Source organism: uncultured Thiohalocapsa sp., from assembly GCF_913063425.1.
Lineage (GTDB): Bacteria > Pseudomonadota > Gammaproteobacteria > Chromatiales > Chromatiaceae > Thiohalocapsa.
In genome coordinates this window covers 39136-60556 of the sequence record NZ_CAJXYK010000024.1, presented here as the reverse complement: position 1 = coordinate 60556, position 21421 = coordinate 39136, and the positions used below count along the sequence as shown (strand labels likewise).

Sequence of the window (21421 nt, the reverse complement as noted above, 5' to 3'; positions counted from 1 at the left end):
GGGATGGCGCCTCAGCCCCCATCAACGCCGGCGCCGGCGGAGGCCGGAAACACCTGCTCCATGGCCAGGAACAGCCCCGCCGCGAGTGCCACGGCGGCCCAGCCGATGATCACATGGGTGGTGCCCAGCAGCACCTGCTCCCCCTGCCAGGCGGCGGCCACCGCCAGCGCGATGACGCGCAGGGTGTTGGCGATGACCACCGCCGGCACGGCCGGCAGCATGTGCAGCCCGCGCTGCAGCACCCCGGTATGCCGCAGCAGCACCGTCCACCAGGCCACCCAGATGAGGTTCTGGAGCAGTGTGAGACCGCTGCAGGCGGAGGTGACACTGACGCGGAGCTCCCCCCAGGCAAGCTCAGTGCCGGTCAGGGTCACCGTCCCCGGCCCCAGGGACAGCACCGCCGCCGCCAGCAGTGCCGAGAGCCGCCGCATGGGATAGCTCAGCGCCGCCTCGAACAGCGGCAGCATCGGCACCAGCACGAACAGCACCAGCAGCGGCGCGGCCACCCGCCCCGCCATGCGGGCACCGAAGCCCACGGCGACACCGCTCAGCAACAGCAGCGCGAGCGCAGCATGCAGCAGCGGCGGGCGTATGGCGCCGGCGACGGGCGCCGCGAAGGCCGCCAGCGCCGCCAGCAGGGCCAGCGCCACCCCCAGGGCCGGGCTCCCCGGCGCCGCCGGGTCGCGCAGCCGATGCAGCAGCAGCACCGCGGCGGTGCCCGCGAGGATCAGGTGTGCGAGTGGGTCTGCGGCCAGCACCCGCGGGCTTTGCAGCAGCAGGCCCAGGGCCACCAGGCCGGCCCCCACCAGCAGGGGCCAGGGCTGACGTGACCGCAGCGGCGCGGGCGCCGCGTCCGCGCTCATGGGCCGCGCCGCCCGGGCTGCCTGTGCCGGTGCTGTGGCCTGCTCAAGATTCGCTGCCCAGCCAGGGTGCGTCGCGCACGAAGCGCCGCAGCACCGGCTCCGGGCTGCGGGCCGAATCGCCCACCGCCGTTACCAGGATCATGCGCCAAGGCCCGTCGCCGTGCAGACGGCGATGCAGCCGCAGGCCGGCGATGTCATCGGTGGAGCGCGCATCGGAGCCGAACCAGTACACGCCGGCGAGTCGCTGCCCGCCACGGACGGCCGTCAGCGCGCCGGCGGCGGGCGCCGGGTGACGGAACTCCAGCTGCGGCGCATCACCGGCGGCGAGCGGCACATCGCGCAGCAGCGACCAGCCGCTGCCGCTCAGGCAATACTCCGGTGTGTGCAGGTCATGGACATCATCGCTCTCCACCAGCAGCACGCTGACGCGCTGCCCGTCGCGGGTGCTGTAGAGGCGCTTGCTCAGGCTGCGGCTGTCCGCAAAGAGCCGCCGCTCCGCCGCGGTCACCGGGATCTCGGCGCCGAGCCAGGCCCCGAAGGCCCATTCGTCGTCGGCGAGCGCGAGCGGCGGCCCGAAGGCGGGCGGGTTCAGCGCCGCCAGGAGCCCGAGCAGCGCAAGGGCCGCCGCTGCACCGTAGGCGGCGGTGACCGGCCGTGGCGGCGCCAGCCGCCCCCGGCGGGCCAGCCAGGCCAGCAGCAGACCGAGCAGCAGGGCGGCCGACGCAATGACGGCCTTGAGCAGCATCACGCCCGCGGCTCCGGCGGTGCCCCCCGGCTGCGGCAGCAGCCGCTCGGCCAGTGCCGCCAGCCCGAGCTGCAGCACATAGCCCGTGGTGGGGAGCGCCAGCAGTCCCAGCACCAAGGCCGGCGCCAGCAGCAGCGCGAGACGGCCACCGAGCAGCAGCCAGCCGCAGGCCCAACCGATGCCGAGGGCCGCCACCGCCTGCGCCACCCGCACGTCCAGCAGCAGCCCGAGCAGGCCGATGACGGCGAAGAGCCCCAGCACCGGCCAGCCCGCGTGATCCAGGCTGCGGGGGCGGTCCGCGGCGGGCGCCGGCGTGGCCAGGTCCAGCACCAGGAGCCACCAGAGCACACCGAGCAGCAGAAAGACCCAACCCCAGGCATCCAGCGGCGAGGTGCGCCAGGCCTGCACAATCCAGGGCAGGCTCGGCGCCAGCAGGGCCAACAGCACCAACGGCGGCGCCAGCAGCCGCAGCAGCGGCCGGACCGGGCTCGGCCTGCCCCTCACGCGCCGTCACCGAGCCGCTGGACCAGCGCCTGCGCGGCGCTGTGCTCCGGCGCGAGCGCGAGCACCGCCCGCGCCGCCGCCAGGGCGCCGGCGGTGTCGCCGGCCTCGGCGCGGCGCTCGGCCAGATTCCACTGCGCGTCGGACCATTCCGGCGTCAGGGAGGCGGCGCGCTCGGCCAGGTCCAGCGCTTCCGCGTCTGCCGCCGCCGGGTCTGCGGCGAGCAGCTCCGAGAGATTGACCATGGGCAGCGCCCAGCCTGGTGTGTCCGCCAGCAGCGCCCGGTAGCGTTGTGCTGCCTCATCCGCCCGCCCGGCGCGCTGGGCCAGCAGCGCCCGCTTGAAGGCGACGTAGCGGTTGTCGGGGTGGCGGGCGCCGGCGGCGGCGAGCAGGCGGTCCGCCTCCTCCCAGCGCTCCAGGCCCATGAACAGGTCCGCCGCGGCGAGTGCATAGGCGGCCCGGGCGGGGTCGGTGGCCGCGGCATCGGCGTAGGCGGCGGCTGCGGCGGCGGCATCGCCCTGGGCCCGCAGCACGCCGCCGAGATAGGCCTGGCCACGGGCGCGGGTCGCGGCGTCCTCGGCATCTGTGAGTGTGCGCGCCAGGGCCAGGGCCGCCTGCCAGTCGCTGCGGGCCAGCAGCACGTCCATGAGCGCCGCCTCGATGCGCGGGTCAGGTCGCTGATCATAGGCCGCGCGCAGGTGGGCTTCCGCGCCGGCGAGGTCTCCGGCACGGGCGGCGGTGACGCCCTGCCAGTAGCGCCCGACGGCCGCCTGCGGTGCCGCCGCGGCAAGCTCCGCGAAATAGTCCGCTGCGCGGGTGGTGTCCGCGGTACGCAGCGCCGCGCGGCCGAGCACCTCCAGTGCTGCGCTGCGGTGATCCGGATCATCCAGGAGCGGCCTGGCGTACGCGACGACCCGCTCTTCTTCTCCGGCCAGCAATGCTGCCCGCGCCGCCACCAGCTGCGCCGCCGGCAGCTCCGGCACCAGCGCCAGCGCGGCGTCCGCCAGCGCCGCGGCGGTGGCGGCATCGCCGGCAGCGGCGAAATCCCGCGCCTCGGCCACCAGCAGCGTGGTAACCCGCGCCAGGCGCACCGGACTCTGGACGCCCTCCTGCATCGCCGCCACCGCCGCGCCCACCAGGGCCGCGTCGCCGAGCTGCGCACCGATATCCAGCTGCAGCCAGCGGTACAGGTCGCGGCCGGCGAAGAAGTCCGCAGACCAGCCGAGGAAGTCCCGCGCATCGGCAAGCGCGCCGGCGAGGTAGGCCTCGATGGCCTACAGATAATGCCGGGCGGCGAGCTCCGCGGCACCGGTGCCCACCAGGGACTCGCGCAGTGCGCGCACCCCGGCGCTGTCTTCGGCGGCGGCGCGCAGCTCGGCCAGGGGCACCACCAGGTCCGCCACCGGGCCATAGCGGTCCATGAGCGCGGTGAGATCCGCCGCCGCCGCGGCATCCCGCCCGAGCTGGCGGTACAGCGAGGCCCGTGCGCGCAGCACCTGATAGCCCGCGTCGGCGGGCAGGGCCGCAAGCCGGTCCAGCGCGGCATCCGTCTCGCCGGCACGCACTGCGATCTGTGGAAGGCCCAGCCCGGCCGCCGCGGCGGCGTCCGGGTCGTTGAGCAGGGGCTCGTAGAGGGCGGCGGCGCGGGCGTCGTCGGCGGCGAGAAAGGCGAGATCGGCCTTAAGCAGCGCCACCGCAGGCAGGTCTGCCGCCGCGTCCGCCGCAACCCCGGCATGGGTGCGCGCGGCGTCCAGATCACCCCGGAGCAGGGCGGCGCGTGCGAGCAGGACCTGCTCCCGGGCGCTGGGTGTGCGCCCATCCTGGGTGAGCACAGACGCGGCAGCAGCCGCATCCCCCAGCGCCAGCAGCGCGCGGGCCTGCTCGAAGCGGGCATCGGTATGCAGCGGGTCCAGCTTGGCGAGCTGACCCCAGTGCCCGGCGGCGTCGCGCCAGCGAAGCTCGTCGGTGGCCAGCATCGCAAGCTCGGCGATGGCGGTGTCGTCGTGGGGATCGCGGTCCAGCACCGCCTCCAGCGCCGCACGCTGATCACCTGCGCCGCCGCTGCGGGCGTCCGCCACCGCCATGGCGTGCCCCATCATCTGCTCACGGGCGACGATGATCACCAGCGCCAGCAGGCAGACGATGCTGAGTACCGCCACCACAGCGGCGATGAGCTTGGTGCGCCCGAGCCCCTGCGGCTGAGACACCGGCGCGTCGGCAACCCTGTCCGCCCTAGCCACGGCGCCGTTGCAGGCCGCCGCGCCGACGCGCGTAAGCGCCGAGCAGCGAGGCGCAGATGACCGCCGTGGCGATGGGTCCCGCCTCCGGCGCCCCGGTGGGCAGGCTGCTGACGTCGAGTGCGGAGAACGGCGAGGCGGTGACGGTGAAGATGATGTCGTTGTAGTCCTGGTCGCCCAGGTTGAACAGGTCTTCCACCCCGAGCACGACCTGCTCGTTCATGACGTCGTTGATCATGGCCACGTGGCGCAGACCGTCCGGATTGAGATGATCCAGCGTGTAGTAGGTGTGGCCGTTCGGGTCGGCGTAGCCGTTGCCTTGCAGCCAGAAGCCGATGTTGGTGCCGGCATCGAAGACGCCTAGGTCCACGGTATCGCCGGCTTCCAGACCGCCGAACTTCTTGTTGGCCGCCGCGCCGCCGCCTTTCTTGTCGGTCTCTTTGCTGGCGTTCGCGAAGATGGTCCGCTCGTCCAGGATGTTCTGCTCGTCGTCGAACAGGAAGTACCCGAAGCTGTTCTTGTAGCCGGCGCCCTCGTCGATGAAGGTCAGCGACACCTCGGCCGCCTCCAGCAGGCGCAGATTCGGGTCCACTGCGCTGTTGACGAAGGCGCTGTTGACCTTCCGCTCCGGCAGCAGCGCCTGGATCTCGTTCAGCTCTTCAGGGTCCAGATCCACAGAGTAGATGCTGGCGGACATGTCGCTGACCGCCGCCGCCTGACCCGACAGGAGCAGCAGGCCGAGCGCTGCCACCGCCGCCCGGAGCAAAGATGGCCGGGACCTGCCTGCGAGCCGCCGGGCCAGGCGGAGGGATGACAGTGACAGCCGAAGTCCATTGCCGGGATTGCCATGCTGTGCCAACCTCAGCACAGCGGTACTGCCCGACGGCCTGCGCGACAGTCACGAAGGTCGGCATGAGCCGGACTTGCAGAATGCAACGTGAGCGACCTGCCCACGCGAAATGCAATGCGTCGTCGGACGCTGGATGGGTACGAGCCCGCCATCATCGCCACCGCAACGGCGCGCGGCGCGCGACGGCAAAGACGACGAGCGGTCCCACACGGACACCGCAACAGGAGCCCGAGAACCGCCCATGAGCAGCTTGCAGGCGTAGATGAGTGACCCGCAGCCGGTGTCCGGCACGGCCGAGCCGCAACCGGCCGAGCAGACCTGTGCAACGGCACCGCTCAAAGTGCTCGTGATCGACGACGCACCCGATGTACGCGCCTACGTGCGCGCGCTGCTGCGCAAGTGGGGCTTCGACCCGGTGGTGGCGAGCAACGGCGCAGATGGGCTTCAGCGCCTGCGCGGCGGCGACATACGGCTGGTGATCTGCGACTGGATGATGGACGGCATGAGCGGCCCCGAGGTCTGCGCCGCCATCCGCCGCGAAGATTTTCCGCACTACGTGTACGTCATGCTGCTCACCGGCCGCACCGAGGACACAGACCTCGTGTATGGCCTCGACGCCGGCGCGGACGACTTCGTCGGCAAGCCCTTCGACGTGCAGGTGCTGCGGGCACGCCTTCAGGTTGGAGTGCGCATCCTCGGCCTGGAGGAGCGGCTTGCGGAGCAGAACCGCCGGCTCAAGCAGAGCCACGATGCCCTGGACCGCGCCTACGGGCAGATCCAGAACGACCTCGCCGCCGCCGCCCGCATCCAGCGCGAGCTGCTGCCGGTGTCCGACGCCGGCATCGCACCGCTCAGTGCCGGCTGGCTGTTCCTGCCGGCGGCGAAGATCTCCGGCGACAGCTTCCATTTCTTTCCGGTGTCGGCGAGCGAAATGGGCTTCTACCACCTGGACGTCGCCGGCCACGGTATCCCGGCGGCGCTGTTGTCCACCAGCCTGAGCCGCTCGCTCGTGCCGCAGACGGGCATCCTGGCGCCCAACCTGGACAGCGGCGAGTACCTGAACCCCGCGGGCTTCCTGGAGGCGCTGAACGCGCAGCTGTGCAGCCCCGACGGCGAGGTCACCAGCTATGCCACCGTGGTCTACGGCGTGCTCGACCCGCACACGGGCGAGGGCCGCCTCGCCAGCGCCGGCCACCCGCAGCCGCTGCTGCTGCGCGCCGACGGCAGCGTGGAGCTCGCGTCCAAAGGGGGTCTGCCCGTGGGCATGTTCGACACCGCCGAGTACAGCGCGCACCGGTTCCACCTGGCCCCAGGCGAGCGCATCGTCACCTACAGCGACGGCATCACCGATTGCTTCGACGCCGACGGCCGCGCCTTCGACCTTGAGCACCTGTGCGATCTGCTGCGCGCGCACCGCAACGCGGGCAGCAGTGCGCTCGCGGCTCTGCTGCGCGATGCCGTCCTGGCCTGGCGTGGCGAGGCCGAGCTGGAGGACGACGTGTCGCTGCTGATCATCGAGCGCCCGGCACCGTGAGCCCATGCCCGGTCAGTCCGCCGGCGCGTGGACCCGCCGACCATCCCGTCAGATCGGTCGGCGGGATACCACGGCGCCCGTCGCCTTTCTGAGTGAAAGCCATGCAGCGCGTGGACATCGACTTCAACAGCGATCCGGACGACATGGCCTGGCACGGCCTGATCGAGACCCGCCTGATGCCGCTGGCGCAGGCGGCGGGGCTCGGCGACCTGGAAGTCTTCGGCCTTCAGCTCGCGCTGGTGGAGGCGGTCAACAACATCATCGAGCATGCCTATGCACTCGAGCCTGGTCTGCCCATTGCCATCAGCGGCGAGTGTTGCGCCGACGCCCTGCGCTACCAGCTGCGCGACCAGGGCCGGCCCATGCCGCTGCCGCTGCCGAGCGGCGAGCCGGCGGCGACGGATGCCGCCGGCGGTCGCGGCTGGCAGATCATTCGCGCCGGATTTCCGGACGTGCACTACGAGCGGCGCGAGGGCCTGAACCTGCTGACCCTGAGCCGGCCGGTACCCACCGCCTGACCGGCACCCGCCGCCGGCAGAGTCGTGCGCCGCGCCCAACCTCAAGCCGATTGGAGCAACCCATGAGCCTGAATCACAGACAAGAGAACGGCATCGACGTGGTCACACTGCCGGAGCGCCTGGTCATGGCCAATGCCGGCGATGCCCGTGCCCAGCTGAAGGACATCATCCAATCCGGCTCCGGGCGGGTGGTGGTGAACCTGGGTGAGACGACGTTCATGGACTCCAGCGGCCTCGCCGTCGTGGTGGCCGGCCTGCAGGCAGCACGGAAAATGGACGGCGACCTGTACCTGGCACAGATGAGCGACACCATCCGCGCCCTGTTCGAGCTGACCCGCCTGCACACGGTGTTCCAGATCTTCGATGACGAGGCAGCGGCGGTGCGCGCCTTCGGCTGACCGGGGCCGCCCGCCCGCGCCATCCATGACAGACTGACGGAGGACGGTATGTCCACGAGCACGAACAAGCGCCTTGCCATCGTCTGCTTCATCGACGCCCTGGGCTGGGAGGTGCTGCGCGGGCGCCGGTTCCTGGAGGAGCGCCTGCCGCACCGGCGCAGGCTGCGCTCCACTTTCGGGTTTTCGTCCGCCTGCGTGCCGTCGATTCTGTCCGGCCTCACGCCGCGCGAGCACGGGCATTGGTCGTTTTTCTACTACGACCCGCAACATTCTCCGTTCAAGCCGCTGAAGCCGCTCGGGCTCCTGCCGCGCAGCATCGTGGACCGCGGGCGGGTGCGCAACCAGATCAGCAAGCTGGTGAAGCGCGCCTACGGTTTTACCGGCTATTTCCAGCTCTACAGCCTGCCCTTCAGTCAGATCGGTCTGTTCGACTACTGCGAGAAGAAGGACCTGTTCAAGCCGGGCGGGCTGAACCGCGGCGAGAACATCTTCGACCTGCTGGAGCGCGAGCGCGTGCCCTACCACGTCTCCAACTGGCGCGAGCCGGAGGACGCCAACCTCGCGGCAGTGAAGGCGGACATCGCGCAGGGCGAGATCCGCTTCGCGTTCCTGTACATGGCCGCCATGGACGCGCTGCTGCACCAGGTGGGCAAGGAAAGCCCGGAGGTGGACAAGAAGATGGCCTGGTACGAGCGCGAGCTGACGGCGCTGCTGGAAGTCGCCGAGCGTCACTACGACGAGGTGAGGCTCTTCGTCTGCTCCGACCACGGCATGGCCACCGTGCACACCCACATCGATCTCATGGCACGCATCGAGGCCCTGGGGCTCGCCTTCGACACGGACTATGTCGCGACCTATGACTCCACCATGGGCCGGTTCTGGTTCAAGCACCCGCAAGCCCGCGAGCGCATTATCGCCGCACTGGAGCAGGAGCCGAACGGGCGCATCCTGTCGGAGGCCGAATTGCGCGCCCTCGGCTGCGACTTCGACGGCCATCAGTACGGCGAGCTGAATTTCCTCACCAATCCCGGCGTCATCATCGTGCCCTGCCACATGGGTCTGAAGCCCATCACCGGCATGCACGGCTACCACCCGGACGACCCGGACTCCGACGCCTGCCTGCTCAGCAACGTACCGCCGCCCGGCGACCCGCAGGCCATCACCGACGTGTTCCACGTCATGCAGGCCGAGGCCGGCCTCCGCGGCTGACCGCGTCGCCACGCGGCTGATACATGCCGCGACAAGGCTTGCTGCGCGGGCGACATCACCGCACAGCACGGCCGTTCAAGCGGCGCTGATCCACCGCCCCGCTGCGAACGCCTACCAGCCCCTCGCCACTCCTCGCCACTCGCCACTCGCCACTCGCCACTCGCCACTCGCCACTCGCCACTGAGCATGCGCTGGATCATCAACATCGCCACCAGCTATCTGCGCTTCGTCGTGCTGATGGTGCTGGTGTTCTTCCTGACGCCCTTCATCGTCAGCAAGATCGGCGTGGACCAGTTCGGGCTCTGGTCACTGATCTTCTCCGTGGTGGCCATGTTCGGGCTGATGGATCTCGGCTTCGCCACCGCGGCGAACAAGTACATGGGGGAGTTCCACGGCAGCGGCGACCATGCGGGACGCAATGAGGTGCTCGCGACACTGCTCGGCGTCTACCTGCTGCTCGGCCTGCTGTGCATCGCCTTGGTGGCCGTGATCTCCACCTTCGCCGGTGCCTGGTTCCATCTGGAGCCGGAGATGCGGCACTGGTTCCAGCTCGCCCTGTGGCTGCTCGGCGGCGTGGTGGCCATCAACCTGCCCCTCAACCTGTTCAAGGCGGTACTGAACGGCAGCGGGCGCATGGCACTGGTGAACGGCATCGACATGGCGATGCAGCTCATCAACGCCGCGCTCATCGTGACCCTGCTGAATGCGGATTACGGCATCCGCGCGCTCATCTACTCGACCAGCCTGACCATGCTCTTGGGACCGCTCCTGGCCATGGTGCTGGCCTTCGTGCTGACGCCGCGCCTGTCCGTCGCGCCGCGGTTGTTCTCGCGGTCGCGGGTGCCGGAGCTGCTCGGCTTCTCGTTCTATTTTTTCATTGCGAACATCGCCGTGCTGATCATCCTGCGCATCGACCCGGTGGTGATCAAGGCCTTCCTGCCGCTCTCCGCCGTTGCCGTCTATGCCATCGGTGCGAAGATCGCCGAGTACAGCTATTACCTCAACAAGCAGTTCTCCAACGCCCTGATGCCGCTGGTGGCACAGTCCCGGGGCGGCGGCGACGACGCCACCATCGACCGCGTGCTGCTGGACGGGACCCGCTTCGGCATGGCCATCGCGCTGCCCTTCGTCGCTCTGCTGTTCTTCTACACCGAGGCCATCATCCTGCTGTGGATGGGGGAAGATTTCGCCGGTGCCGTGCCGGTGCTGCAGCTGCTGCTCGGGGCCATTTTGTCCACCGCGGTACAGCTCAACGCGGCGAATGTGTTGGCGATGAACGGGCAGCATCGGTTCATCGCCCTGGCCATGGGCGTCTCGGCGCTGTTGAACCTCGTGCTGTCGGTGATCCTGATTCAGGAGCACGGCCTGAACGGTGTCGCACTGGCAACGCTGATCTCCGCCTTCACCGTGGAGGTGCTGGTCATCGTGCCCCGTGCCTGCTGGTCCCGGGGCGTTTCGCTTTGGCGCTTCTTCCGCGAGGCGCTGTGGCCGGTGCTGCCGCCGCTGGTGCCGTCACTGGCCGCCGCCTACGGACTCGATTATCTGCAGCCGGCCGTTGACGGCTTCCAGTGGGTCTTTCTGCAGGGCGCCACCGCGGCACTGGTCTATTACATGACCTACTATCTGACCTCGCTGCGGGCCGAGGAGCGGCTTTTCATTGCCGCAAAGCTGACGCGTCGTCCGGCGGCGGCCCAGCCCAACGCATGAGCCGGCACAGGAAGCGGTGACACGGGTGAAGATCATTCAAGTTCCAAGGCGCTTCGTGGCCGATGAGTGGGGCGGCACCGAGACCACCATCCTCGAGACCAGCCGGGCGCTGCTGGCCGACGGCGACGAGGTCAGCATCTTCACCAGCCTGGCGCTGTCGGACACCCAGGCGGAGACCATCCGCGGCGTGCCCGTGCGCCGCTTCCAGTACAGCTATCCCTTCCTGGGGCTGGACAAAGCGGCGCGGCGCGACATGGACAAGAAGGGCGGCAATCTGCTGTCGCTGTCGCTCCTCTGGGCCCTGCTGCGGGAGCCCGGGGTGGACCTGCTGCATGCCCACAGCGGCAAGCGCCTGGGTGCGGCCGTGCGCACGGCGGCGAAGCTCCGCGGCATCCCCTATGTCATCACGCTGCACGGTGGCCATTTCGTCGTGCCCCAGGGCGAAATGAGCCAGATGCTGGCACCCATTCAGGGTCGGCTGGAGTGGGGCCGGCTGTTCGGCATGGCCATGGGCTCGCGCCGGGTGCTGGAGGACGCCGATGCGGTGCTCTGCGTCGGCGGCGACGAGCTCGCCGCCGCCCGCGAGCGCCTGCCGGGGCAGCGCGTGGAGCTGATGCCGAACGGCGTGGACTGTGCGGCCTTCGCCAGCGGTGACGGCGCTGCCTTTCGACAGGCCCACGGCATCCCACCCGAGCGCCGGATCATGCTCTGTGTCAGCCGCATCGACTACCAGAAGAACCAGATCGCCCTGGTGGAGGCCCTGGCACAGCCGCTGCCGGACCATCCGGACCTGCATCTGGTGCTGCTGGGGCCGGTGACCGTCGCGAGCTACCGCGAGAAGCTGGACGCCCGGGTCCGGGCGCTCGGCGTGGCCGCGAGCCTGACCCTGATTCCGGGCCTCAGGTCCGACGACCCGCTGCTGGTGGGGGCCTTTCACGCGGCGGAGGTGTTCTGCCTGCCGTCACTGCACGAGCCCTTCGGTATTGTGATCCTGGAGGCCTGGGCGGCGGGGCTGCCGGTGGTGGCCTCACGCATCGGCGGCATCCCGTCCTTCACCGCGGACGGCAAGGACGTGCTGCACGCGGCACCGGGCGATGCCGGCGACCTGGCTGCCCAGCTCGGCCGCGTACTGGACGACCCCGCACTCGCCGGCCGGCTCGCGGACGCCGGCCGCAGCAAGGCCCGCCGCGACTACGACTGGCGCGCCATCAGCGCCCGGCTGCGCGACCTGTATGCGGAGCTGGTCGCGGCCCGACCCCGTGCCGGCGGGCGCTGAGCGCCGCACGCCGGCCGCCGCCGGCCTGCTGCTGCTGCGCATAGGCGGCCAGCGCGAGCAGCTGCTGTCGCCGCCGCCGCTCTGCGAGCCCGCGCTCGCGCTCCACCCGCGGCAGGGCGCAGACGATGCCCGCGAGCATCATGTAGGTGAGCGTCATCTGCGACTGGCGCCAGTTCCATTCCAGAAGCCCGATGAGCATGGCAATGATGAAGCCCGCCAGCACGCCCACGGTGAAGACACGCTCCAGACTGTCGCGGCGGCGCAGGATGAAGCGCAGCATCACGACCATGAAGCCCAGCATCAGCAGAATGAACAGGGTGCGGCCGACGACGCCGAGCTCCGCATAGTGCAGCCAGTAGATGTGATGCGCGAGCCCGCCGTGGTCGATGGGCGGGAGATGATCCCGGTATTGGTCGACATAGGCCGTCCCGTAGGAATAGTTGTTGAGGCCGATGCCAAGGAAATGCGTGTCGCCCATGTCCTTGGCCACCTCGTTGAACAGGTCGCGCGCTTCGGCGGACTCCTCCGGGGCGTTCTGGAAGCGGTCGATGATGGGCGGCAGCACCACCGCCGGCGCCGGCAGGCTCGCCAGAACCATGATGCCGAGGGCAATGAATTTCTTGCCGAGCTTGCGCCCGGGCTGCTTCAGCCACAGCAGGATAGGCGTCATCATGGCGTAGCCCATGACCATGGTCACCATGCCGCCGCGGGAGAGGGTGGCGACACTGGTAAGCGAGCCCGCGCCGAGGGCCGCCCAGTACACCAGGCTGCGCTTGTCGAAGACCTTATCCGTGTCGCCCAGCAGCGCCGCGAAGACGATGAAGTTCATCACGTTCTGGAAGGTCACCAGGGTGTGCTGGTGATCGAAGGAGCCCCGCGGCGGAAAGACTCCGCGCTGGTACTTGTCCAGCAGCACCTGGAAGAAGCTGTAGAAGCTGAGTGCCACCACGCAATTGATGACGAAGCGCAGATCGTCTTCGTCGCGGACGTAGTTGTAGGCCACCCAGAAGAGCGCGAAGGCGCGGATGAGCCGGGTGACGCCGAAGAACGCGAACTGCGGGATCATGGCCCAGGCAATGGACGCCGTGGCCCAGGCCAGGTAGGTCCACATCAGCATCTGATTCGGGCTTTGGTAATGCAGCCGGCGGCGCTTCCAGCGCGGCGCGAACTGCATGGTCACGATCAGGACGATCGTAAACCAGTCGGTGATCCCGAACTCGATGCCGCGGATGTCGCCGCGGTAGTTGGTGTAGCTGAAGAAGGTCACGTCCACCGGGTTGATGGCCATGAACAGGATGCCGCCGATGCAGACCCGCTCCATCCATGGAAACCTGATGGCCGCCGGGATGGCCATGGCCAGGAAGCCGAGGGTCGCCACCACGAAGACGAGCTGCTTCAGGCTGATGGGCTCGGGGAAGATTTCCGGCGGCAGGGGCATTGCTGAGGTCGGCGTAATTGATCAGTGGCCCAGCTCTATGGCCCGCCGCGAGGGCACTGGCCAGCGTCCGGGCTCAAGCAGGCCCCCGGATGCGGCGCCGGGTCGGCGGCATGGCACGGACCTGGCACATTGGTTACCATGGTCGCGGCAGGGATTTGAGCGCCTGTCCCCTATCAGCCAAGACAATGACAGCACAAGACCACCCTGGAGGACGCGATGCAGGCCCTGATTCTGTCCAACACCGGTTTCGGCCATGGGTCTTTGTATCCGTTCATTCATTACAAGGACGATCTGCAATCCCGCTTCGGGCTCACCAGCCGGGAGATCGTCTCCGACAGCCTGCAGCAGAAGCTCCTGGACGCCCGGGCCTTCACCGGCGAGCTCATCGTCCTCTCCGTCCCCTGGGACACGGACCGCTGCAAGCTGCTGGACTTCTACCGTGAGCTGCGCAGAGCCTGCCCGGACCAGAAGCTCGTCCACTTCGACTACGGCGACGGCAATCAATCGCCGCACTTCGGCATCCTGCCGCAGGTGGACCTGTACCTGAAGCAGTATCTCAACACCGATTGGGACGATTATTCCCGGCGCTTCCTGGGTGGCTCCAGGTTCATCGAGTACCTGGTCGACATCGGCATGGCGGAGGACAGTATCCTGTCCGAGGTGTGGACGGAGCTGTTCCAGTCCGAGCTGCCTGCGGAGCACGCGCACAAGCTCGCACTCGGCTGGAACGTCGGCCTGTGGAAGCGCATGATCTACCTCGCAGAGGGGAAGCCGGATCTGGTGCTGCTGGGCAAGGACAAGCCGCACCGCTTCGCCGCCGCCAAGGCGCGCGCCGCGCTGGACAGGCTGCGCGGACGGGGCAAGAGCATCGACGCCTACTGCCGCGCCACGCTGTACGCCGGCTGGACGCGCAAGCACCGGGAATCCACCATTGCCGAGCTCAATCGTCTCGCGGACGAGTACAAGGTGGTTTCCTCCACCGCCAAAGTCTCCTTCTCCGAATATTATCGGGAAATGGCCCAGGCGCGAATTTTCGTCTCGCCGTCCGGCTGGTGCGAATACACGCCGAAGGACTACGAGGCCATGTACTTCGGCGCCCTGCTGCTGAAGCCCTCGCTGGAGCACATCAAAACCGAGCCGGATGTGTGCTTCCCCGGCGAGACCTATGTGCCGCTCAAGTGGGACATGTCGGACATGCTGGAGCAATGCCGCTGGTACCTGGACCACGAGGACGAGCGCCGGCGCATCGCGGACAAGGCGCGGGAGGTCTATGTGCGCTACTACCAGGAGCGCCGGCTGGTGGACCACATCGGCAACCTCGTGAGCCGACTCGGGCTGGTGCACTGAATGCGCGTCCTGCATGTCCACGAGCGGGCGGGCTTCTACGGCGGTGTCGAGCAGATCCTGCACGACATCGCCGCCGGGCTCGCCGACCGCGGGCTGCCCCAGGGCCTGTTGCACGCGGACCCGCGACCGCGGTCAGACTATCTCGGCGTCTTCGCGGACAGCGGCACGGAGAAGGCGGTGCTGGAGCGCTTCCAGCCGGACGTGCTGCTGCTGCACAAGCTTCAGGACCCGGGTCGCGTCGCCGACCTCGCCGCCCGCTTCCCCACCGCCCGCATGGTGCACGACCATGACCTGGTGTGCCCGCGCCGTCACAAGTATTTCCCGCTCAGCAAGCGCGTCTGTGACCGCCCTGCCGGGGCGGCCTGCTGGACACACCTCTGCTTCGTGCAGCGGGCCCAAGGCGGCCCCCTGCCCATCAAGCTCAAGGGCACGCGGGAGGTCCGCGCCGCCCTGGCCGCCCATGTCAACGTCCGCCGCTTGATCGTCGGCAGCCGCTGGATGCGCGACGAGCTGCGCGCCAACGGCCTGCCGCCGGCGCGCATCCGCATCGTGCCGCCGGTGCCGCGCTCGCTCGCCCGCTGCGAGCAACAGCCGCCGTCAAGCTCACCCGAGGTGCTCTACGTCGGCCAGGTGATCCGCGGCAAGGGCGTGGACCTGCTGCTGAAGGCCCTGGCGCAGGTGCCGGGGGAGTGGCATGCCACCGTCGTCGGCACGGGCAACCATCTGGACGCCTGCAAGGCGCTGGCCATCAAGCTTGACATCGCCCACCGCATCACCTTCACCGGCTGGGTGGACCATGCCGCGCTGGACGCTTACTACGCCCGCGCTTCGGTGAGCGCCGTGCCGTCGCGCTGGCCGGAGCCCTTCGGCATGGTGGGCATCGAGGCCATGGCCCGGGGCCGGCCGGTGGTGGGCTTCGCCGTCGGCGGTATCCCGGACTGGCTGGACCACGGGACCACAGGCCTGCTGGCGCGGGAAGCGGACACCGACGCCCTGGCCGACAATCTGGCGCGGCTCCTGGCGGACCCGGAGCTCGCGGCCCTGCTCGGCAGGCGCGCCGCCGCCCGCGTGCGCGAGCGCTACAGCCCAGACGCCTGCCTGGACCAGCTCACCAGGGTGCTGCGGGAAACGGTGGCGGATTTCGGCTAGCGCGCGTTGCGCCCCCTCGTGTCCGTCTGGCAGGGCTGGGTGCACGCAACAACACAACCAAAACCCTCGCGCTCCTCGCGGCATTGCGCCCTTGCGTTGAAACACCGCGACCAGCGCGACCGACAACGACACGCACAGCAAGAGCCGGAATCCACCATGCGCATCGGCATCTCCGCCTTCGCGGGCGACGGCGGCAAGTCCGGCATCAGCCAGTACATGGCCAACATCGTCGGCCGGATGATCGAGCTGGCGCCGCAGCACGACTTCATCGCCTTCGTCGGCCAGGGTGACCGGGACTGGGTGCAGTCCTGGCACCCGCGGCTTGCGGTGGTCGCCTACCCCAACTGGACCGCCCACCCCATCGCGAGCATCGGCTGGCATTTGCTGCGCCTGCCGGCGGCGCTGCGCGCCCAGGGCTGCGATCTGGTGTTCATGCCCGCCGGCAACCGCCGGCTGGCCTGGTCCTATGGCGTGCCGAGCCTCGGCACCGTGCACGATTTCTCCCAGCTGCATGTGCCGCAGAAATACGATGCACTGCGCATGGCCTATATCATGCGCGTGCTCCCGGCCATGATGCGCCGCCTGGACCGGGTCATCGCCGTCAGCGAGTCCACGCGGCGGGACCTGGAAGCCTTCGCCCGGGTGCCGCCCGAGCGCATCCGCGTCATCCACAACGGCGCCGATCTCAGCCGCTTCACACCGCAGCAGCCGGCGGGCGCCGTGGCCGCCATGCGCGGGCAGCTCGGCATCGACGGTCCGTATCTGCTCTACACCGCCCGCCTGGAGCATCCGGGCAAGAATCACGTGCGACTGCTGGAGGCGTTCGCGCAGCTGCGGCGCAGACATGCGGACCTGCCCCACCGGCTGGTGCTCGCGGGCGGGCGCTGGAGCGGTGCCGAGGCCATCGATGCCAAGGTCGCCGAGCTCGGGCTTGAGCATGCCGTGACCTTTCCGGGCTTCGTGCCCGATGAGCTGCTGCCGCCGCTCTATGCCGCGGCGGATGTCTTCGTCTTCCCGTCCCTGTTCGAAGGCTTCGGCATCCCGGTGCTGGAGGCCATGGCGTCCGGCACGCCCGTGTGCGCGGCGGACACCTCCAGCATCCCGGAAGTCGTCGGCGACGCCGGGCTCCTGTTCGATCCGACGGACACCGCCGCCATCGCCAACACCCTGGGCCGGCTGCTGGACGAGCACGGTGACGACCGCGGGCTGCGGCAACGATTGATCGAGCGCGGCCGACATCGCGCCGCCGACTTCACCTGGGACCGTGCCGCGGCGGCGACCTGGGCGGAGCTCGACGGCCTGGCGCGGACCAAGCCGCCGTGACACGGATACGCAGCACCGGCAGCGCTGTCGCCGTACGCGGTCCGGCTCCGGCCGGGCTCCCGCGGCATCGCAGCACTGCAGGCCTCGCCGCCGCCCTCGCCGCCGCCCTCGCCGCCGCCATACTGACTGCCGGCTGCGGCGGAGCATGGCCCATGCGCGAGCCTGCGCGGGGCTGCTCGGCCTTCGACCCGGGCTGCACCGGTGCGAGGCGCACAGCGCGCGTGGAAGCGACCGCCGGTGAAAGCCGGCGCCGGGTCCACATCGACAGCCGGCCCACCGCCGCCGCCATCTACCTGAACGGGCGCTTCATCGGCTACAGCCCGCTGCGCCATCCCATCGGCTTCAGCAGTGACGACCGGGCCATCAGCCTGGTGGCCGTCCCCCTCTACCCCGGGCAGGCGCAGCAGGAAAGGCTCATCCAGATCCCACCGCTGCCGGCGCGGGTGTCCTTTTTCATGAACAACCCGGCGCCGGAGAGCGCGAGCACTGAGCTCCCGCAGGACCGCACACCGGTGGGCGGCGCCCGCTGAGCCGATTATCCAAACCCGGGCCCGGGCCGGGTTCTGCGCGGGGTCCGGAGCGGCACCGACGCCGCAGGCCCCGGACTGTGCCCTTCGCGCTGGCGGTGCCCCATCGCCGGCGCGGCTGACGGCCTGCGCCGTCCGCCGACAGGCCCTGATCGCCTGATCAGCTTTCCACCGATTCCGACCCTCGTCTGGCCTATACTGAGGGCACGCAGACCGCGCCCCCAGCATGCCCACAGAACCCCGCAGCGCCGCCCGCCCCGTGTCCGAGCACGCCCCGACCGCCGACCCGGAGCCCGCCGACGCCGGCCGGCTCGGCCCGCGCAACCCGCCGCGCCCGGCCTTCGAGAACACGCGGGACACGCGCTTCTACTTCCCCTCCGCCGCACACCGCGAGGCCCTGTCGCGGCTCCTGTTCCTGGCCCAGGACCGCAACATGGGCATCGGCCTGCTCACCGGGGAGATCGGCGCCGGCAAGACCCTGCTGCGCACCCTGCTGTACGCGCAGCTGTCTTGCGCCGATCACATCCGCGTCAACATCGAGAACAGCCTGCTGGACTTCGACGGCCTGCTGCTGGAGGTGCTGAGCCAGATGCGCGGCGCGCGGGTGCACAGCGCCGACCTGCCGGACCGCTAAAGCCGCCTCGCCGCCTTCAAGCGCACCCTGGCGGAGCAGGTGGCGGCCCAGGACAAGCACCTGATCGTGCTGGTGGACGAGGCCCAGCAGCTCGGCCTCGACACCCTGGAGCAGCTGAAGGCGCTCACCAACATCGCCTCCGAGCGGCAGAACTTCCTGACCCTCATCCTCATCGGCCAGCCGGAGCTGCGCGAGCGCCTGGCCCGCCTGCCGCAGGTGGAGCAGCGCGTCAGCCTGCGCTTCCATCTGGGCGCCCTCACCGAGACCGAAACCGGCGACTATGTGCGCCACCGGCTCAAGGCCGCCGGCCTGGTGGGCGAGCCGCCCGTGGACCCCGCGGCCGTGACCCTGCTGCACCGGGCGAGCCGCGGCATCCCGCGCGAGATCAACCGCCTCTGCAAGCTCGCGCTGGAGCACGTGGTGAGCCACCACGGCAGCCGGCTCGACGCCGCCGCCCTGCACGTGGTGGTAGCAGACCTGCGCCGCCACGGCGCACTCGCCATGGAGCAGGCCGACGGCGACCTGCTGGACGACGGGCTGGCACCGCCGGACCCGCCGTGAGCAGGCAGCTCGACATCGACGCCAGCCTGCGTCGGCGACAGCGCGCAGACGCCGACGCGGCGCCCGGCGACGATGAGAGCCCGGGCGAGGCCGCCTGGAATCTGCCGGACCCGGCCGCGGACGCGGCCCGGCCGGGCACCGACGGCGCCCCGGCCGGTCCGCAGCAGCCCGAGAGTCGCCCGCCCGAGCCTATCCCCGGCGCCGGCATCCAGTCCGGGCACATCGGACCAAGCCGCGCCCCGCCCCCGGCGCACAGGCCCACCGGCCTCGCCACCACCGACGACGACGACGAGGACGACCCCGGCCCGCCGCCGGCACCGGCCTTCCCGCCGCTGCCCGGCTTCGGCGATGACGAAGATCAGGCCCCCGCCGGCCCCGACATCGACATCATGCGCTTCGTGCGCGGCGTCTGGCAGCGCAAGTGGCTGGTGGGCGCCATCGCCACCGTCGTCACTCTGCTGTTCCTGCTGCTGGCGCTGTCCCTGCCGCGGGAGTGGCGCTCGACGGTGACCCTCATCGCCGACACTCACCAGGACCCCTTCCAGGTCAGCGATGTGCCGCCGTTCCGGCCGCAGGACTACGACCTGCAGACCTTCATCGACACCATCAAGCTGCCAAGCTCGCTCGACGAGACCATGGAGCGCGTGGGCATCTCGGTGCTGCGCATGACCATGGCGGGGGCCATCTCCGTCGGCGTCGGCCGGGAGTCCAAGGTGTTCACCATCAGCGTTGTCTGGGAGGACCCGAGCACCGCCACGCGCATCGCCAACACCGTCGCCGAGCTGTTCCTGGAGAACGCCGCCGCCATCCGCCGCCGGGACATCGAGGCGACCTTCAACGACTACAGCAGCCAGCTGCGCGAGGCCCGCTCGGCCCTGGAGCAGGCCAACGCGGCGGTGCTGGCCTTCGAGGAAGCGCACCGGATCGCGAGCCTCAAGGACCAGCTCATGGTGCTGGTGGGCCAGGTCTCGGAGCTGGATGCCGAGTATCGCACCCTGACCGCCGAGGCCGGCGCCATGCGCGCGGCGCTCAAGCGCGTGCAGCAGCAGCTGGCGGAGGAGCCGGAGATGGTCGTCGCCATCTCCCGCTACTACAGCCCCTTCAAGCAGCGTCTGTCCGAGTACCAATGGGAGCTGCGCGAGGCGCGCACCCGCTACACCGAAGAGAACCCGAAGATCCAGCGCATCCAAAAGCGCATCGCCACCCTGGAGCAGCTCATCGAAGAGAGCAACGACGAGGTGGCGCCGGAGAACGAATACCGCCTGAACCCCAAGCGCGAGGAGCTCTCGCTGCGCGCCCAGACGCTGGAAGACGACATCAAGGTGGCGGAGGCCCAAGCCGCGGCCGTGAAGCAGACCCTGGACGAGGCGCGCAGCTCGCTGAACGCCCTCACCGTGGCGCGCACCGGCTACCAGGAGCTCACCGCCGAGCTGCGCGAGGCCGAGCAGCTGGTGGACAAGCTCGCCGCCCGGCAGGCCGAGGTGCGCGTGGCACTGCTGCGCAACAACCCGGGCTTCAGCATCCTGGAGCGCGCCACACCGCCCATCTGGCCCGAGCCCTCGCTGCGCAAGCTCGTCGCCGCCGCGGGCGTCATCCTGGGCGGCGGGCTCGGGCTCTTCGTGGCCCTGGTGCTGGAATTCCTGGACCCGATCATCCGCACCGCGCGCGATGCGAAGGGCCTCACCGGCTGCGAGCTGGTGCTCGAGTTCCAGCAGGCCCCGCACGGGGACGATGCCGTCATCGACCACGTGGTGCCGACGGCGCCCGTGTCCACGCTGTTCCGCACCATGATCAACGACCTGCGCACGGCGCTGGCGCCCAGGGACTGGCGCAGCCTCGCCATCACCAGCGCCGAGCCCGCCTCCGGGCGCTCACTGGTGGCGGTGAATCTGGCCTCGGCGCTGGCGCTGAAGGACGAGCTGACCCTGCTGGTGGACGCCGATGTGCGCGCCGACGCCGGCCCCAGACCCGAGAGCCTGTTCGGCGTCGAGGCCCTGCACCCGCCGGCGGAGATCACCGATGTGCTCGCCGGCGCCGCCGCCCCGGAAGACGCCTACGAGCCCACCACCAACCCCTATGTGCGCATCCTGAGCGCCGGCGACTACGAGGACGACCGCGGCCTGCTGCTGCTCGGCAGCCGCGGCTTCAAGGACCTCACCCGGCGCGTCAGGCGCGAGGGCGAGCACGTCCTCTATGATCTCCCGCCCATCAACGCCATGGAGGCGGTCATCGAGGCCGCCGCCGCCGTCGGCAACGTGCTCCTGGTGGCCCGCAGCGGCCACACCCGCCGCGCCGACCTCAAGGCCGCCGCCACGGCCCTCGCCGCCCGCGAGATCCCTATCCGCGCCGTCATCGTCACCGGCATCCCGCGTCACCTCATCGCCGGCAAGCGCACTTTCGAGCCGCCGCCGAAGCCCAAGAAGCAACGCGGACACAAGGGCAAACAGGACCCGGTACTGGTGGAGGACGATCTGGGGGTGGCCTGAGCCCGCGCAGCCCGGTCAGGGTCGCTGCGGTTGTCGTCGCGGCCGTGCACCACCGTCTGCACACAGGGTCGCGTGTGCGCAAAGCCATGCTCGCGCTGGCAGTGGTCCTGCGGATGCG

18 protein-coding genes and 1 pseudogene are annotated in these 21421 nt (G+C 70.1%); 13 read left to right on the top strand and 6 right to left on the bottom strand.

Annotated elements, in window-relative coordinates:
* Positions 1-11: 11 nt before the first annotated feature.
* The 5 genes from QZ607_RS14180 to QZ607_RS14160 all read right to left on the bottom strand — a co-directional run bounded on the left by QZ607_RS14180 (position 12) and on the right by QZ607_RS14160 (position 5043).
* Positions 12-863 (bottom strand): archaeosortase/exosortase family protein, encoded by an 852-nt coding sequence (locus QZ607_RS14180; protein ID WP_295883796.1) that lies wholly within the window; start codon positions 861-863, stop codon positions 12-14.
* Positions 864-906: 43 nt separating this feature from the next.
* Positions 907-2112, bottom strand: coding sequence for an exosortase-associated EpsI family protein (locus QZ607_RS14175; RefSeq protein WP_295883793.1), 1206 nt, complete (start codon positions 2110-2112; stop codon positions 907-909).
* Entirely contained in the window at positions 2109-3224 is a 1116-nt protein-coding gene (locus QZ607_RS14170) for a tetratricopeptide repeat protein (protein ID WP_295883791.1), read from the bottom strand. The genes QZ607_RS14175 and QZ607_RS14170 overlap by 4 nt, the downstream gene beginning before the upstream one ends.
* Before the next feature lie 159 nt (positions 3225-3383).
* Positions 3384-4316: a hypothetical protein gene (locus QZ607_RS14165; RefSeq protein WP_295883788.1), complete on the bottom strand. Its 933-nt coding sequence runs from the start codon at positions 4314-4316 to the stop codon at positions 3384-3386.
* A gap of 25 nt (positions 4317-4341) precedes the next feature.
* Positions 4342-5043 (bottom strand): DUF4114 domain-containing protein, encoded by a 702-nt coding sequence (locus QZ607_RS14160; protein ID WP_295883787.1) that lies wholly within the window; start codon positions 5041-5043, stop codon positions 4342-4344.
* Between the two features lie 415 nt (positions 5044-5458).
* Here QZ607_RS14160 and QZ607_RS14155 point away from each other — a divergent pair, with 415 nt between their 5' ends.
* From QZ607_RS14155 to QZ607_RS14130, 6 genes are all read left to right on the top strand, one after another.
* The gene (locus QZ607_RS14155; RefSeq protein WP_295883783.1) at positions 5459-6730 is read left to right on the top strand and encodes a SpoIIE family protein phosphatase; all 1272 of its coding nucleotides are present in this window, start codon (positions 5459-5461) and stop codon (positions 6728-6730) included.
* 101 nt (positions 6731-6831) lie between these two features.
* Positions 6832-7248, top strand: a complete 417-nt coding sequence (locus tag QZ607_RS14150; RefSeq protein WP_295883781.1) for an ATP-binding protein — start codon at positions 6832-6834, stop codon at positions 7246-7248.
* A 62-nt stretch (positions 7249-7310) separates the two neighbouring features.
* Complete coding sequence (locus QZ607_RS14145) at positions 7311-7646, top strand: STAS domain-containing protein (protein WP_295883776.1); 336 nt, start codon at positions 7311-7313, stop codon at positions 7644-7646.
* 48 nt (positions 7647-7694) lie between these two features.
* Positions 7695-8855 (top strand): alkaline phosphatase family protein, encoded by a 1161-nt coding sequence (locus tag QZ607_RS14140; protein ID WP_295883774.1) that lies wholly within the window; start codon positions 7695-7697, stop codon positions 8853-8855.
* Between the two features lie 186 nt (positions 8856-9041).
* A complete protein-coding gene (locus QZ607_RS14135; RefSeq protein ID WP_295883772.1) occupies positions 9042-10562 on the top strand; it encodes an MATE family efflux transporter in 1521 nt (506 codons plus the stop codon).
* A 25-nt stretch (positions 10563-10587) separates the two neighbouring features.
* The gene (locus QZ607_RS14130) at positions 10588-11838 is read left to right on the top strand and encodes a glycosyltransferase family 4 protein (RefSeq protein ID WP_295883770.1); all 1251 of its coding nucleotides are present in this window, start codon (positions 10588-10590) and stop codon (positions 11836-11838) included.
* Here the strand turns inward: QZ607_RS14130 and QZ607_RS14125 are convergent.
* Positions 11771-13276, bottom strand: coding sequence for an O-antigen ligase (locus QZ607_RS14125; RefSeq protein WP_295883769.1), 1506 nt, complete (start codon positions 13274-13276; stop codon positions 11771-11773). The two genes, QZ607_RS14130 and QZ607_RS14125, sit on opposite strands and share 68 nt — an antisense overlap.
* Positions 13277-13492: 216 nt before the next feature.
* Between QZ607_RS14125 and QZ607_RS14120 the strand changes: the two genes are divergently transcribed.
* The 7 genes and pseudogenes from QZ607_RS14120 (at position 13493) to QZ607_RS14090 (ending at position 21303) form a co-directional block, all read left to right on the top strand.
* On the top strand, positions 13493-14623 hold the full coding sequence (locus QZ607_RS14120; protein WP_295883767.1) for a glycosyltransferase: 1131 nt from the start codon (positions 13493-13495) through the stop codon (positions 14621-14623).
* Complete coding sequence (locus QZ607_RS14115) at positions 14624-15772, top strand: glycosyltransferase family 4 protein (protein WP_295883764.1); 1149 nt, start codon at positions 14624-14626, stop codon at positions 15770-15772.
* Between the two features lie 156 nt (positions 15773-15928).
* Positions 15929-17095, top strand: coding sequence for a glycosyltransferase family 1 protein (locus QZ607_RS14110; protein WP_295883761.1), 1167 nt, complete (start codon positions 15929-15931; stop codon positions 17093-17095).
* A gap of 152 nt (positions 17096-17247) precedes the next feature.
* Positions 17248-17625 carry a hypothetical protein gene (locus tag QZ607_RS14105; protein WP_295883758.1) on the top strand — a complete coding sequence of 126 codons (378 nt, stop codon included), beginning with the start codon at positions 17248-17250 and terminating at the stop codon, positions 17623-17625.
* Between the two features lie 223 nt (positions 17626-17848).
* A complete protein-coding gene (locus QZ607_RS14100) occupies positions 17849-18256 on the top strand; it encodes a hypothetical protein (RefSeq protein ID WP_295883756.1) in 408 nt (135 codons plus the stop codon).
* Between the two features lie 24 nt (positions 18257-18280).
* Positions 18281-18817: pseudogene (locus tag QZ607_RS14095) on the top strand (ExeA family protein); the annotation flags it as partial.
* Positions 18814-21303: a Wzz/FepE/Etk N-terminal domain-containing protein gene (locus QZ607_RS14090; RefSeq protein WP_295883754.1), complete on the top strand. Its 2490-nt coding sequence runs from the start codon at positions 18814-18816 to the stop codon at positions 21301-21303. The pseudogene QZ607_RS14095 and the gene QZ607_RS14090, both read left to right, overlap by 4 nt.
* Positions 21304-21421: the final 118 nt, after the last annotated feature.